At 39.5% G+C, this 16,433-nt stretch carries 8 protein-coding genes and 3 pseudogenes; 2 read left to right on the top strand and 9 right to left on the bottom strand.

Annotation, left to right across the window (positions count from 1 at the left end; all coding sequences use genetic code 11):
• Window positions 1–7: 7 nt before the first annotated feature.
• The 7 genes and pseudogenes from rfbB to trxA all read right to left on the bottom strand — a co-directional run bounded on the left by rfbB (window position 8) and on the right by trxA (window position 8,163).
• The gene (gene rfbB / locus AC01GB_RS08400; protein ID WP_474451442.1) at window positions 8–1,078 is read right to left on the bottom strand and encodes a dTDP-glucose 4,6-dehydratase; all 1,071 of its coding nucleotides are present in this window, start codon (window positions 1,076–1,078) and stop codon (window positions 8–10) included.
• Window positions 1,075–2,336 (bottom strand): annotated as a pseudogene (gene wecC / locus AC01GB_RS08395) (UDP-N-acetyl-D-mannosamine dehydrogenase). The gene rfbB and the pseudogene wecC overlap by 4 nt, the downstream one beginning before the upstream one ends.
• A pseudogene (gene wecB / locus AC01GB_RS08390) lies at window positions 2,333–3,464 on the bottom strand (non-hydrolyzing UDP-N-acetylglucosamine 2-epimerase). The pseudogenes wecC and wecB overlap by 4 nt, the downstream one beginning before the upstream one ends.
• Window positions 3,465–3,583: 119 nt before the next feature.
• Window positions 3,584–4,642, bottom strand: coding sequence for an ECA polysaccharide chain length modulation protein (wzzE, locus tag AC01GB_RS08385; protein ID WP_474451440.1), 1,059 nt, complete (start codon window positions 4,640–4,642; stop codon window positions 3,584–3,586).
• A 31-nt stretch (window positions 4,643–4,673) separates the two neighbouring features.
• Window positions 4,674–5,756 (bottom strand): UDP-N-acetylglucosamine--undecaprenyl-phosphate N-acetylglucosaminephosphotransferase, encoded by a 1,083-nt coding sequence (gene wecA / locus AC01GB_RS08380; protein WP_474451439.1) that lies wholly within the window; start codon window positions 5,754–5,756, stop codon window positions 4,674–4,676.
• Between the two features lie 241 nt (window positions 5,757–5,997).
• On the bottom strand, window positions 5,998–7,257 hold the full coding sequence (gene rho / locus AC01GB_RS08375; RefSeq protein WP_026822640.1) for a transcription termination factor Rho: 1,260 nt from the start codon (window positions 7,255–7,257) through the stop codon (window positions 5,998–6,000).
• A gap of 579 nt (window positions 7,258–7,836) precedes the next feature.
• A complete protein-coding gene (gene trxA, locus AC01GB_RS08370; RefSeq protein ID WP_474451437.1) occupies window positions 7,837–8,163 on the bottom strand; it encodes a thioredoxin TrxA in 327 nt (108 codons plus the stop codon).
• A gap of 121 nt (window positions 8,164–8,284) precedes the next feature.
• On the opposite strand from trxA, the gene rhlB reads away from it, so the two are divergent.
• Entirely contained in the window at window positions 8,285–9,571 is a 1,287-nt protein-coding gene (gene rhlB / locus AC01GB_RS08365) for an ATP-dependent RNA helicase RhlB (protein WP_474451435.1), read from the top strand.
• Window positions 9,572–9,579: 8 nt separating this feature from the next.
• Window positions 9,580–11,085: a guanosine-5'-triphosphate,3'-diphosphate diphosphatase gene (gppA, locus tag AC01GB_RS08360; RefSeq protein ID WP_474451434.1), complete on the top strand. Its 1,506-nt coding sequence runs from the start codon at window positions 9,580–9,582 to the stop codon at window positions 11,083–11,085.
• A gap of 26 nt (window positions 11,086–11,111) precedes the next feature.
• On the opposite strand, the gene rep is transcribed toward gppA, so the two are convergent.
• Together rep and AC01GB_RS08350 are read right to left on the bottom strand one after the other, a co-directional pair.
• Entirely contained in the window at window positions 11,112–13,130 is a 2,019-nt protein-coding gene (gene rep / locus AC01GB_RS08355) for a DNA helicase Rep (protein WP_474451433.1), read from the bottom strand.
• A 1,310-nt stretch (window positions 13,131–14,440) separates the two neighbouring features.
• Window positions 14,441–16,373 (bottom strand): annotated as a pseudogene (locus AC01GB_RS08350) (RHS repeat-associated core domain-containing protein); the annotation flags it as partial.
• Between the last annotated feature and the right edge of the window lie 60 nt (window positions 16,374–16,433).

The raw sequence follows: 16,433 nt of genomic DNA, 5'->3' as shown, positions 1-16,433 counted from the left end.
TCGTTTCCTATTTTGTCGCGATGCCTAGACATTCACCTGCATATGAACCGTCTTGCACATGGCGCCACCAGGTTTCATTGTTCAAATACCATTCAACGGTTTTACGAATACCCGATTCAAAGGTCTCTTGTGGCTTCCATCCTAACTCTTGTTCTATCTTGATAGCATCAATGGCATAACGGACATCATGTCCTGGACGATCCGAGACATAGGTAATTAAATCACAATAGTGAGCCACGCCTTCAGGCTTAACCGGACGTAACTCTTCCAGCAAGCAGCAAATTGTCTTTACTACATCAATATTTTTGCGTTCATTATGGCCACCAATATTATAAGTTTTACCCGCATCGGCTTGACTGATGACTAAGTGTAATGCACGGGCATGATCTTCAACATACAGCCAATCACGTATCTGTTCACCTTGACCATAAACAGGCAATGATTTACCAGCTATGGCGTTCAAGATCATCAAAGGAATTAATTTTTCAGGAAAGTGATAAGGGCCATAATTATTTGAGCAATTGGTCACCAAGGTCGGTAAGCCATAAGTACGCTGCCAGGCTCTAACTAAATGGTCACTGGAAGCCTTCGAAGCTGAGTAAGGGCTACTCGGTGCATAGGGGGTTGTTTCGGTAAATAGCCCCTCAGTGGTATGCAGATCGCCATAAACTTCATCGGTAGAAATATGATGGAAACGAAATGACTGTTTTTTCTGCGGGTTCAAATGATTCCAATAATTACGAGCCGCCTCCAATAAAAGATAAGTACCGACAATATTGGTTTCGATAAAGGCAGCTGGCCCATCGATCGAGCGATCAACATGACTTTCTGCCGCTAAATGCATAATGGCATCAGGTTGATATCGCTGAAAAATTTCATCAATTGCCGGCCGATCACAAATATTTATTTGGGCAAAAGCATAGCGAGGACTTTCTCTCACTGACGCTAACGATTCCAGATTACCAGCATAAGTCAAATTATCAACCACTAACACACTATCGTTAGTATGCTCAATGATATAACGAACAACTGCCGAACCAATAAATCCAGCCCCACCAGTAATTAAAATACGTTTCAACGCCAAACTCCTTTGGTATCAACTACCCATTTTTGTCGGATTTGTTCACCCTTAATCAACTTAAATTGTTTATGGTCAACCAGTAACAAAATAATATCTGCATTAGCAACGGCAACTTCAGTAGAGACCAATTGACAGGACCTTTCAGTGCATTTGGCAATTCATTAATATTAGGTTCTACTACATAAGTGGTACCAGTATGCCAATCTGCAATCATTTTAGTGATTTGCATAGCGGGGCTTTCTCGTAAATCATCAATATCCGGTTTAAAGGCTAAACCGAAACAGGCAATTTTAATTTCATTTGCCCGTTTGCCTGTTTCGGTTAAACAATCGGCTAATACTGTCTTGACCTGATCGACCACACAAATTGGCTTGCTGTCATTAACCAAACGAGCTGTCTGGATCAAACGAGATTGCTTTGGATTCTGAGCAACAATGAACCAAGGATCGACTGCAATACAATGGCCTCCAACACCTGGACCCGGCTGTAAAATATTGACCCGCGGGTGACGATTGGCCAAATTAATCAATTCCCAAACATTAATCCCTTGTTCTGCACAAATAAAAGAGAGTTCATTGGCAAAAGCAATATTTACATCGCGAAAACTATTTTCTGTCAATTTACACATTTCTGCCGTTTTGGCATTGGTGATCACACATTCACCGGTAAGGAAAATACGATATAACTCACTGGCTCGCTGGGATGCTTTCATCGTCATACCACCAATTACCCGATCATTTTTGATAAGCTCCACCATCACTTTGCCCGGTAAAACCCGCTCGGGGCAATAAGCAATATCAATATCTGAGTTTTCACCCTGTTGCTGTGGAAATGTCAGATCAGATCGCATAGCTGCTAGCCGCTGTGCCATTTGCTCAGTCGCTCCAGTTGGCGAGGTAGACTCTAGAATAATCAAATCGCCTTTTTTCAATAATGGCGCTATTGATTCTGCCGCTGCCATGACATAAGAGAGATCAGGCTGATGATCATCTTTAAACGGTGTAGGAACCGCAATTAAAAACGCATCTGCCCTTTGCGGTGTAGTAAACGCTTTTAAATAGCCAGCTTCTACGGCTGTTTTTACCGTTTTATCTAAATCGGGTTCAACAATATGAATTTTACCTTGATTAATCGTATCGACCGCATGTTGATTAACATCAACCCCAATTACTTTTTTCTGCCGAGCAGCGAAAACGGCAGCAGTCGGTAAACCGATATAACCTAAACCAATAACAGAAATAGTTTCAAAACTCATAATATCACCTGATTTGTCTTCAACGCTTCAAGAATTCGCTGGCATGCTTTACCATCACCATAAGGATTATGCGCCCGGCTCATTTTCTGATAAGCATGGTCATCCGTAAGTAATTGTGTTACCGCTTGAACAATATTTTCTGTTTGCATACCCACTAAACGTAGCGTACCAGCTTCAACCGCTTCAGGTCGCAGTAGTATCACGCATCACTAATACTGGCTTACCTAAAGCTGGCCCTTCTCCTTGAATACCCCCTGAATCTGTCAGGATCAAATAAGCGTTATTCATTAAATAAATAAAAGGTAAATAATCCTGTGGATCAATCAGGTTTATATTATTAATACCCTGCAAAATGCGTTGTACTGGTTCGCTGACATTAGGATTAAGATGAACCGGGTAGACAACTTGAACATCAGCATGATTTTTGGCAATTTCAGCTAATGCATGACAAATACGTTCAAATCCGCTACCAAAACTTTCCCGCCTATGCCCTGTAACCAGTAGCATCTTTTTATTTTGGTCAAGAAAAGGGTATTGCGCGGCAAGGCTTGCTCGTATTGTGGCATCATTGATAACTTTATCACGCACCCAAAACAACGCATCAATTACAGTGTTAGCAGTAACAAAAATACGATTAGCAGGGATCGATTCATGCTGTAAATTTTTTCGTGAATACTCGGTAGGCGCAAAGTGATACGTTGCCAGATGGCTGGCAATTTTACGATTGGCTTCTTCCGGCCAGGGAGAATATAAGTTACCAGTACGCAATCCTGCTTCAACATGACCAACCAGAATACGCTGATAAAAAGCAGCCAGGCTGGTTGCCATCGTGGTAGCAGTATCACCATGAACCAATACCACATCGGGTTTAAAAGATAACAATACGGGTTTCATTCGTTCAAGAATACGACAGGTAATATCAGTTAAATCTTGCCCCGGTGTCATAATATCTAAATCATAATCAGGTGTTATCTCAAAAGGACGCAATACCTGATCCAACATTTCTCTATGTTGAGCAGTTACGCAAACTTTCGACTCAAAAGCCTTATCGTTTGCCAAAACATGTACCAGTAGTGGAGCCATTTTTATGGCTTCAGGACGAGTACCAAACACAGTCAACACTTTCACAGTGACTCTCTTTTTATTTTAACCTCATCTACTAATGAGATGTATCATCAATAATGATTTTACCTTCAACATATTAATAGTTTGTTGAAGTCCTCTATTGCTATATGTTTAGCAAATAATTAGGTATTACGCCTTAACAACACCATACCTATTCCACTTAAGGCACCAATCATTCCCCAAATGACCATCATTAATGCTCGACGAGGGCTATCACGTTTAACGGGATCTTCTGGTGTTCTTAAATAGCGATAAGTTTGAAAATTATTCTCGAGAGCGGGTTCTACATTTAATGTCGTTAACATCGCTATATTTTGATCATAGCTTTCATCATAATTAGGCCCTGTTGCCTGTAATGTCTCAATTTGTGCTTGTAATAATGAAGTACCTAATAGAAACATTTCTGAATCAGGCAGCTGATCGATGGGGACATCAACTTTGTTACGTGAAATACCTTGCTTTTGCGCAACTTTGAACGATTGCTGTAGGTTATTTAAACGCCGTTCATAATTTGCCTTTGCGACCATTTCCTGGCGTTTAATTAATGCTTTTAAAGACTGTGCTTTTGCTGCCCACGCGCCTTTAATCTGTTCATTAAGATTAAAACTAGCTCGTTTGTTGGCAAAAGAAATATATTCACGTAGTAATCGGTTTGCATCAGTAGTCGTTTCAGCAACTAATTTTACATTATCATGAAGTATCTTATTATCATCTTGGGGGGTAGATTGAATATCATCAATTAATTCATCAAGTAATCCAGCATCAGCCTTAGCATTTCCTTCCATGCGGGTTTTATAGTAATCACTATTTAACCAAAACTCTCGCCGGGTATCATAAGAACCTACTTGAGTAGTAAATTCTTGATAAACCTGATTCGAAATTGTTGGCAACTGATTATCCTGTGTTTCATTAATATGCGAATCCAAATTTCGCAAAAATTGCTGCTGGGAATAATATGCACCTAAATTATTAACTGTAGGTAAATCAGTGACAGCATTAGCACTCCATTTTTGTTGCATCATGTAAGAAACGATTAATGCAACAGCTGCAAAAATAAATGCTAAAGAGATAATCCATATTTTCCCCTGCCATAGCGCACAAAATAAACTTCTAATATCTAACTCATATTCAAGAGACTGTGAGTGAGAATTAGGTTTGGGTTGTGTTTCTGATTTTGTCACTGGTATGAAACTCCTTTAAACATTTGTTTATTTATTTTGCTATACGTTGCATCCGACGTTTAACACGTTTCACAAAACGCGCCACTTTCCAAGCACGTTTAATACAGTAGCCATAGATAGCAAATATGAGCAAAAATAATGCCAACATCACCCATTCAGGAATAAAATTTGAACGTTCACCGATCATACCTACCGCTGCTAAAATAGCTGCCGACACTGTAATCAAGATAAAAGCCTGACTTGAGGTAAAACCTGAACGCATAATTAAATGATGAATATGTTGTCTATCTGGTGAAAAAGGACTCATTCCTTTACGCAGACGCCGATACATAATGGCAATCATATCCATCAGAGGAATAGCAATAATCCAGAGGGCAGTCACTGGTTTAATCGAAGGTTGCTCACCTTGTGTCGACATCAACAGCAACCAAAGAATAGTAAAACCAATTAATGTACTACCCGCATCCCCCATAAACACTTTATAACGCTTTCCTAATAAACCTAAATTCAGGAATATATAAGGGAGAATGGCAGCAATAACAGCAAAACACCAAAAAGCTAATGCCATATTGCCATTTTGATAAAGCAAAATGCCTAATGCAGCAAAAGAGACACAAGAAAGCCCACCAAGCAGACCATCAATACCATCAACCATGTTAAAAGCATTGACTGCCCCCCAAACAGCAAATAATGTCATTAAATAGCTTAAAGGCCCCAACGTTACATGCCATGGCCCAAAAACATAACCTAAGTTATCTAATGTTAGACCAGCAAAATAAATCATGACCAACGCAACAATAGCTTGAATAGTTGCTCGAATTTTAACACTAATATCAAAGCGATCATCCAATACTCCAACAAATACCAAAACCCCAGCACAAATCAAATACAACCATTTATGAGGAATATATTCGGGCGTAATCATGAATGCCAAACCGATACCAAAAAAAACCGCAATACCACCAACCAAAGGAATTTCTCCTTGGTGTTTTTTTCGATGATTAGGTTCATCTACTAGACCAAATCTTTTTGCCACTTTTCTCGCAATAAATATGAAAATCAGAGAAAACAAGAAAACCCAAAAAACGTCGATTAGTAAATTTAATGTGTGCACAATATTTACTCTCTTATAATTTTTTTAGAAATCATCCACTGCACCCATTTCCATGTATAGACTATAAGTGTACTTTAAGTTAGCGTATATGTAACAATAACGAAACATTTCTATCATCTTGCACTGCTTATTAGTAAGCAAAATATATACCAAAACAGATGCTATTGGATAACAAAAACGAACAAAATAAAACGCCACATAAAAGTGGCGCTTTTCAATAACTCATTAAACAAACAGCAATTTAAGAACGCTTCATAAAATCGAAAAATTCATCGTTCGTTTTCGTCATTGCCAGTTTATTAATTAAAAATTCCATTGCATCAATTTCACCCATAGGATGAATAATTTTACGCAATATCCACATCTTCTGTAACTCATCCGGTAAAGTCAATAATTCTTCCTTACGAGTACCAGAACGATTATAATCAATCGCTGGGAAAACACGTTTTTCCGCTATTTTCCGCGACAAATGTAGTTCCATATTGCCGGTGCCTTTAAATTCCTCGTAGATTACTTCATCCATTTTGGAACCGGTATCAACTAATGCTGTAGCAATTATCGTTAGGCTTCCACCTTCTTCTACATTACGTGCAGCACCAAAAAAACGTTTCGGCCGGTGCAAAGCATTTGCATCCACCCCACCAGTCAATACTTTTCCAGAGGAAGGAACCACTGTGTTGTAAGCACGAGCAAGACGCGTAATCGAATCTAAAAGAATGATGACATCTTTTTTGTGTTCAACTAAGCGCTTAGCTTTTTCTATTACCATTTCAGCAACCTGAACATGACGAGATGCAGGTTCATCAAAGGTTGATGCAATGACTTCACCTTTAACCAGGCGTTGCATTTCGGTCACTTCTTCTGGTCGCTCATCAATTAGCAACACCATCAAAACACAGTCTGGATAGTTATTGGCAATATTAGCTGCAATATTCTGCAATAACATGGTTTTACCTGCTTTTGGTGGAGCAACAATTAAACCACGCTGCCCACGCCCAATCGGTGCGGCCAAATCCAGAACACGAGCAGTCAAATCTTCTGTTGAACCATTGCCACGCTCCATACGTAGACGGTTATTAGCATGCAGCGGTGTCAGGTTTTCAAACAGGATTTTACTACGGGCGTTTTCAGGTTTATCAAAATTGACTTCATTAACTTTTAGTAGCGCAAAATAGCGTTCGCCTTCCTTAGGAGGACGAATTTTTCCTGATATGGTATCTCCTGTTCGTAGATTAAAGCGACGAATCTGACTAGGAGAAACATAAATATCATCAGGACCTGCTAGATAAGAGCTGTCAGCAGAACGAAGGAATCCAAATCCATCCTGCAAAATTTCTAGCACGCCATCACCAAAAATATCCTCTCCACTTTTCGCGTGCTGCTTCAAAATCGAGAAAATAATATCCTGTTTTCTCATGCGGGCTAGGTTCTCTAGCCCCATACTTTCGCCAAGAGTAATCAATTCAGATACCGGCGTATTTTTTAATTCGGTAAGATTCATAATGGTGGGTTCTTAAACTCGGGGTATATTTTTTGAACTATGAACAATAAATAATATAGCAATATCTAAGTGCCTATTTAAATAAAAATACAAAAACCTTAACGATTCTTGATGAATATATCAATTTCGTTAGGATATAAATTCATGTAGTCGCAGTAATTTGTTAATTTACTACCTTAGATAACACTCTTTATACAACAAAGACAGAATAAGACTATAAGAATTGATCTCAAAGTTGATGAGAAAATCTCGCTTTTTACTTCTTAGACCCTACACAACAGCACCAAGCAAATAACAAATGGAACATGTCTGTCTAAAAGAATTATTTCTATGAGAGTCAATGGAATTCAAACCATTGTAGGATATAGATTATCCAGAGATAACAAATATGTCTATACAATAACATATTCAATATGTACACATTAAGATAAAAACGCGTATCATATTAAGTAGTGACGCTAAATTACCATGCTTCAAAGCAGACGTCTAGCTATGAATTGCATAAAAAGCAGACGTCTAATAGCAAATTGAGAAAAATATTAGCCTACTAAACGTCTGTTGTTAATATTTTACGGGAAATTAGATGTTTTTGTCTAAAAATTCTTTTAATTGAGTTTTAGACAAAAGACCAACTTGCTTATTAATCAGCTCACCGTCTTTAAAAAATGCTAAAGTAGGAATGCTACGAATACCATATTTAGTCGCTGTTTCAGGATTATCGTCAACATTCAATTTTCCAATAATCAATTTAGCTGCATATTCATCAGCAATTTCGTCTAAAATGGGAGCAATCATTTTACAAGGGCCACACCATTCTGCCCAAAAATCAACTAATACTGGCTTTGCTGCCCCTAGGGCTTTTGTATTAAAATCTCCATCAGATAGATGAATAACTTTGTCGCTCATTGCGATACTCCAAGGATAAAATTTTCATGCTGTTTCAGTCTAACATTAATTTAACCATGTTTGCTTTATTTCAAACAATCTTCTTTCATAAAGCAACCGTTAACTGATATTCTAACACACTATGAGTAAAACACATTTGACAGACAAGAAGTTTATAGACTTCGCCTTACACCCTAAAGTTATTGAAGCCCTTAATAAAAATAGCTTTCATAACTGTACGCCGATACAAGCGTCAACATTGCCTTTTACTGTCGAAGGCCTTGATGTTGCAGGGCAGGCACAAACAGGAACGGGTAAGACATTGGCTTTTCTTACCTCAATATTTCATTATTTACTAACACATCCAACAAATTCAGAACGACAAGTTAACCAACCCAGAGGGCTAATTATGGCTCCTACACGAGAATTAGCGGTTCAGATATATACTGATGCAAAAGAATTAGCCGCTATAACGGGCTTAAAAATGGGTTTAGCTTATGGTGGTGATGGCTACGACGAACAACTGCATGTGCTCCAGTCGGGTGTAGATATTCTTATAGGTACGACCGGGCGTTTAATCGATTATACCAAACAAGGCCACATTCATTTAGGTCTCATTCAAGTGGTTGTACTTGATGAAGCTGACCGTATGTATGATTCTGGTTTTATTAAAGATATTCGCTGGCTATTTCGTCGAATGCCGCCCGCCACTCAACGCTTGAATTTACTCTTTTCCGCAACACTTTCTTATCGTGTTCAAGAACTGGCATTTGAACAAATGAATCAACCCGAATATATTGAGGTAGAACCTCAACAAAAAACAGGTCATCGCATTAAAGAAGAACTTTTCTATCCTTCTAACGAAGAAAAAATGCGTCTGTTACAAACGTTAATCGAGGAAGAGTGGCCCGAAAGATGTATTATTTTTGCTAATACCAAACATCGCTGTGAAGATATCTGGGCTCATCTTGCTGCTGATGGTCACCGCGTTGGCTTATTAACTGGCGATGTAGCACAAAAAAAACGGCTACGTATTCTTGAACAGTTTACTCAAGGCCATTCAGATATCTTAGTTGCAACAGATGTTGCCGCCAGAGGTTTACATATCCCATCTGTCACTCATGTATTTAATTATGATCTACCTGATGATTGTGAAGAGTATGTTCATCGTATTGGTCGTACCGGCCGCGCCGGTGAGAGTGGTCATTCAATTAGTCTGGCTTGTGAAGAGTATTCTTTAAATCTACCTGCTATTGAGGAGTATATTCAGCATCAAATCCCTGTCAGCAAATACAACAGTGAAGCATTATTACAAGATTTACCTACACCAAAACCACGTCGTCGTTCACGTACTAATGGAACACGTCGTAACAATAATAGCCAAAGCCGACAGAACAATTCACGCAACAATCGTAAACGTCCGAGCTAATAAATATTATGTTAAAATCATCGCTTTATGCAGCAATAGATCTTGGTTCTAACAGCTTTCATATGTTAGTAGTACGAGAAATTTCTGGTTATGTACAGCCCCTTGCTCGCATCAAGCGTAAAGTCAGACTGGCCGCGGGTCTCGATGAAAATAACTATTTATCTCAACAAGCCATGGATCGTGGCTGGCAATGTCTGCATCTTTTTTCCGAGTATTTACAGGATATACCTACTGAACAAGTACAAATTGTTGCTACAGCAACGCTTCGTCTCGCTAAGAATGCCGACCTCTTTATTAAGCAAGGAGAAAATATTCTAGGGCATCCCATCAGAATCATTACTGGAGAAGAAGAAGCTCAACTCATTTATCAGGGAGTAGCATATACCACTGGCGGTTCAGATAAACGACTAGTGATAGATATTGGGGGTGGTAGTACTGAAATCATTACCGGTACCAATGTTAAACATAATCAACTTGTTAGCCTTAATATGGGTTGCGTTACCTGGCTTGAACACTATTTTAAAGATCGTAATCTAACCGAAGAAAATTTTGCGCAAGCTGAAACTGCCGCGCATAAGATCATTAAACCTATCGAGAACCAACTTATTGAGCAAAGTTGGCAAATTTGTGTCGGCGCTTCAGGTACAATACAAGCGATTCAAGAAATTATGCTGGCCGCTGGCATGGATGAACGTATTACGCTAGATAAATTACAATTATTAAAAAAAGTGGCGATCACCTCAGGAAAATTAGAAGAGTTGGAAATCAAGGGGTTAACACTAGAAAGTGCGCTAGTTTTTCCCAGTGGTTTAGCTATTCTAATTGCCATATTTGTAGAATTAAAAATCGATCATATGATATTAGCAGGTGGAGCATTACGTGAAGGATTAATCTATAACATACTTGATCTGCCTGCAAAACAGAATATACGCGCAGTTACACTCGCTAATATTCAACATCGTTTTCAAGTTGATATTGAGCAGGCTAATCGGGTAAAAAGGCTAACCGAATATTTTTATTCACAATTAAAGAAAAGCTTTTATCATGATAATCACCAAGTTGATGAGCTATTAAAAGGTGCCAGCGCTCTACATGAAATTGGCTTAAGTATTGACGCTCGTCATGCTACTAACCATGCCCATTATCTGATCAGCCATCTTGATATGCCAGGTTATACTCTTACGCAAAAACGCTTGTTAGCGGCTTTACTAAAAAATCAAACTGGCCCAATTGAGTTAGCGGAATTGACTCAACAAAACGCGATCCCCCTCCAACATGCTATTCTTCTTTGTCGCCTTTTAAGACTGGCGATTATTTTTACTCTCCCTCGTCGTGACAATACCATACCGTTATTACGGCTTAGAGCAAATAAAGAAACCTTGATCCTAACATTACCTCATCAATGGTTATTAGAACATCCACTTTGTTATGAAAATTTACAGCAAGAAATTCAATGGCAAAGTAATATCAATTGGCCTTTGATACTAGAAGGACAAACTAAATTAACTCAGTAAACTCAATCTTTTTTAGTTAGCAAAATTTATTTTTTATTTAACCCGAATCTCGCTCTGATATCAGCAATCGCAGACTGTCCTTTTTCCATTCGCTGTTCTGCAGTAACTATCTTTTTATTTTGTTCCCAGAGCAAATCATCTTGTGGTAATTCATGTAAAAAACGACTAATTTCTGGTCGAATAAGTTCACCATATTGACGTCGCTCCCGACAATGAGTAAAAAATAACGCTCGTTGAGCACGGGTTATCCCTACATAAGCAAGACGGCGTTCTTCATCGATATTATCTTCATCAATACTGGTTTGATGGGGTAACAACCCCTCTTCCATACCAACTAAAAAAACGTAAGGAAACTCTAGTCCTTTTGAGGCATGCAGAGTCATTAATTGTACCTGATCTAAATCTTCTGTCGTTTCTCCACGCTCCATCATATCCCGCAATGTAAAGCGCGAGACAACCTGCGATAAGGTCATCCCCTCATCGATATCGTTGCCATTAACCATTTCATCCATCCAACCAAACAGTTGATTAACATTTTTCATCCGCATCTCAGCCGCTTTGCTACTAGTTGATGTCTCGTATAACCAGCTTTCATAATCAATGTCATGCAGTAGATCTCTGACGGCAAGTAGTGGCTCGCGTTCAGCACGTTTGGCAATATTGGCTAACCAATGGGTGAAATGTTGCAATGCTGTCAAACCACGGCCGGTTAAAGTTTGTTCAAGGCCGACATCAAAGCTAGCATTAAACAGGCTTTTTTGGCGCAAAATCGCCCATTCACCTAATTTTTGTATGGTTTTTGGCCCAATTTCACGTTTCGGTGTATTAACAATACGGAAAAATGCACTATCATCATCTGGATTAGTGAGGATCCGCAAATAAGCCAATATATCTTTAATTTCTGCCCGTGAAAAAAATGAAGTACCACCCGAAATACGGTAAGGAATACGATTTTGTAACAATAATTTTTCAAATAGTCGTGATTGGTGGTTACCACGATATAAAATAGCATAATCTTTATATTGGGTTTTATTGATAAAATGGTGGGCAACCAATTCGCCGATCACACGTTCTGCTTCATGATCTTCATTGTTAGCCGTGATAACTTTTAGCGCTTCACCATAACCCAATTCAGAAAATAACTTTTTATCAAAAACATGTGGATTATTAGCAATCAATATATTAGCAGCTTTCAAAATCCGGCCAGAAGAGCGATAATTTTGCTCCAATTTGATCACATTAAGCTGAGGGAAGTCGTTTTTTAGTAACGCTAAATTTTGTGGTTGAGCACCACGCCAGGAATAAATAGATTGATCATCATCACCAACAACGGTAAAACGTCCACGTTTACCCACTAACAATTTAACCAGTTGATATTGGCTAGTATTCGTATCTTGATATTCATCCACCAGCAGATAACGGATCTTTTGCTGCCAACGCGAACGCACCTCTTCATTCTCATCTAGCAAGCGAGTTGGTTTAGTAATTAAATCATCAAAATCCAGCACATTGCAGCTCGATAAATGTAATTCATAGCGCCGATAACATTCAGCAAACAGCTGATCTTTCTCCGATTTTACCGGCGCCATAACTTGTCTGGCAGTTAATAAATCACTTTTCCAGTTAGAAATTGTTGACGCTAATTGGCGTAACAGATCTTTATCATCTGCCAATAAATCAAAGGTTAGCTCTTTTAGCAAAGCCATTTGATCGTGTTCATCAAACAATGAAAAATTGGCTTGTATGCCTAATGCACTATGTTCCCGTTTAATAATTTCCAATCCTAGGGTATGAAAAGTTGAAACAATTAATCCTCTAGTTTCTTTTTTTCCTAGAGTTTGCCCTACCCGTTCTTTCATCTCTCTGGCGGCTTTATTGGTAAAAGTGACTGCCACCACCTGACGTGGTAAATATCCACGATGACGAATTAAGTAGGCTATTTTATTGGTAATAACGCGAGTTTTTCCTGAGCCCGCCCCAGCCAGCACTAAACAGGGGCCGTCAACATATTCAACCGCTTGTTGTTGATTGTAATTTAATCGCATAGCGTATTAACTGAGTATTTGTCATTATTCATCATAAGTTAAAATTGTATCAGAAAGAAAATCAGTAAAAAATGTCATAAAAAAAACCCGCTATTGAGTGATTGAAATATAATGGGTAAAAATTCACATAAAAAGTAAATTAATCCTTACAATATATGTTTTTTGTCATATTAATGGTGATAGGATCAGTTAGCGCTAGCTTTGCAAATCGAGTATTCTTATACTTTTAAAATAACCCCCAACAAACAAAAAGCACATAACAAATTGATTTATAAAATAGATTTTATTTTAACGCTATTTCCTAGTTGTATCTCACAATGGTTATGACTAACTGGTTGTGACAAAAATAGCCTGAAAAACCAAGCCAACAAGGAGCAATCAATCTCACCAAAAATGACCCCAGATGAGTCCAAACAAAAAATTTATTATTTCTCCCCCAGTAGCCATCAACAAAACTTTCATTTTTTAGAAAAATGCTCAGTTTCCAATTTTACAGGAACCAAAACCTGTACCCGGTATAGAATAGAAAGCAATGAACCATATTCATCCGGTGTTGTAGTATTCAATATCGTGTTCCTATCCTTGGTTAACATATTTGAATTATATGCAACTGTAGGCCATAACATTCTGATGGCTAGTTGATTTAGATGTTCCCCATAGGAAAATACTGTTTCTTCCGGAAAATTGCCTAGTTCCAGTCGCATTAAATTATCGACATCATGAGTATTAAAAATAGTACCCATTCGTTTCATTAAACTTTCTTGTGCAGCAAGCGGCCATTGTTGCGGGATTATCTTATTCCAGTAAAGAGTATCATTCATGGCAAAAAAACTTTCTCTTAGATAGCCATTATCCGCAATCTTTTTCATCGGAATTTCATATTTATTTTTTCCAAACCTACTGTTCGATTTTCCATTCTCACCGATGTCGAGTGAGAAAAAAGCAAAATCATTGGTCTGGAGGTCTTTAATATCTGATTTTGTAGTGTGGCTTTGATCAAAAACAATTCTTCGACTTAACAATTCATCTCTTGAAAAGAATGTTGCCTTACCATTACTATCCAAATTTGCATCAGTAAAATGAACCAAATTAATATCCAGTTTTTTAAATCCTTCTACAAATCTGGAACCTTTCGGCGTATTGGTAACGGTCCTGGTTTCATCCTCAAGCACTGCAGAGTAATAGGAAGATATATAATCAAATTCTGGTTTATCATTAAACGATGAAATACCGTCACGCATAATCTTCCAGTACGAACCTGTCGACATTTGCTTATAACTTTCATTTGTCAGTTCTCTTATCTCGTATTCATCGTCATTTAAACCTCGCTCATCTTTCAATGTAATGGGATTATTTTTGACCATTCTAAATAAATTCAGTCCATCCACCGTACCCTCAGGATCTGCTGAAAGCCAGCGCCCCACCCATGGCTGTTAGTATCGATATCCATAATAATACAGCCCGGTCCCATCTCGCTCTTTGCCCGAATAGCGGATGGTTTTATAGTCCGCCTCAATCTGACTGCGTGCCGTCCATACTGCCGTGCCACCATACGAATAGTACTCTTCCAAGCTGATAATACTGCCATCTCCATCTACCTCCAGGCAACTACTGCCGATAAGATTATCATAGCTGTAGCGAAACTGATTATTTCCATGGAGAGTCGGCGGCTCTCCCATTTCCCAGTGTAATAACCGCACCTGCGCACGCCCAACCTCTCCCATCGTGATGACCTGCAAAATCTCAGTGATTACATCATTATTTGCCGTTTTGCGTAACTCTAATCCCGGTAGATACTGCACTAGTTGAGTTCGCACACTGCCACTCATCATCTGCTGAGTTACCTTCAGGATACGCTGGCTATCTGCAGCATAACGGTAATGTTCGTTGTCATCCACTCTCCCTTCTCGCGTCACCGGACTCACTTTTTGTAGCTCCTCGCGCGGTGTCCAGGTGAGTAGTTGCCCCTGCAACAACATGTTTTGCTGACCACCCGCCGTGAACAACGCATCCACTTCTGCTGGGTCCTCTGTCAGCGTACTTAATACCCCTCGATTACTGCGGTCGCTGATGGTGATGTTTATTGTGTAGTTGTTATTGGCGGCCAGTGCGCTGTGCCTTATCTGTGTCAGGTTACCCGCGGTATCGTAGCTATAGGTACGGAAGTAGTTTGTATACGTGGTGTTATCTGATGGAAGGGGGATGATGGCGGCGGGGAGGTTACTGCTCTGCTGTGCAATATCGGCCATTTCACGACCGGTTGCATTGACCAGCTGATAGAGGCTGTCATAGGTGTAGGTATTTTCTGGTACTATTTTTTGATTGCGCCAAAAACGAGTCTCTTCGCATCGTTGTGTACGCTGAGCACATTACCCACTGGATCATACTCATAGCATATATCCTGCAGCACTTTCGCGCCTGAAACGTGTCCAGCCGGACGCTCTGTTTTAATCCCAATCAGACGCTGAGTCTCAGGTTCGGACGTGTAGCTGGTCACCACTCCGTTACCCTGCTCTTCGCGCAGCTTCTGCCCGGCGGCAGAATAAGTCAAGGATTGTACGATAACCTGTTCCTGACTATTTTTCACTGACAGCCAACTGCTCATCAGCAAACCAGCTACATCGTATGCCATGCGTTGTAGATTACCGGCAGCATCAGTGGTGGTTAATAGCTGACCTGTTGCGTCTGCTGTAACCCGAGTGGTGTAGGGCTCATCATTTAAGTATTGATTCCAGGCTGCGGCATCGTCTCCTTGCCAATCAGCTACTGTGCCTTCCCTATGGGCTTACTTTAGCAACCGTCGGATTATTGATAGCGGGACACCGCTTAAAGCGATACTGTTTGTCTGCACCAAACCGGCTGTATCGTAGTGGCTAACGCACTGACCAACCAAATTATATTGCTTTTCATCTTCCGTGTTACCAGCCCAGACAGATTGCTATAAACGGTCGGCCTGCAGTGTCGTTTAGCGCAAGTTTGGTACCCGCATCCAACACTCTGCGCACGCAGCACATTGCCAGACAGGATCGTCAGATAGGTGAAATTTACCTGACCAGTATCATACAAACGCGGGTCGACACTCTGTGATAGAAAACCAACAGCATTGTACTGATGGCGGGTGATACGCTCAGTGGTTACCGTTAATGCATCAGGATGACGGTAATACGCAATATCGCGTATCGTTAGACCACGGTTATCAACCACCATGATCTTCGGAGTTTTACTGAATAGCGGAGTACTCATAAGTATCTCCTATAAATGGTTATGCAACCAATTTTCGTTACGTGAAGTTCGCAAAGACAA

The organism is Candidatus Arsenophonus phytopathogenicus (assembly GCF_056113345.1).
The sequence above is the reverse complement of the archived record's forward strand: the minus strand, read 5'-3'. Positions and strand labels throughout refer to the sequence as shown.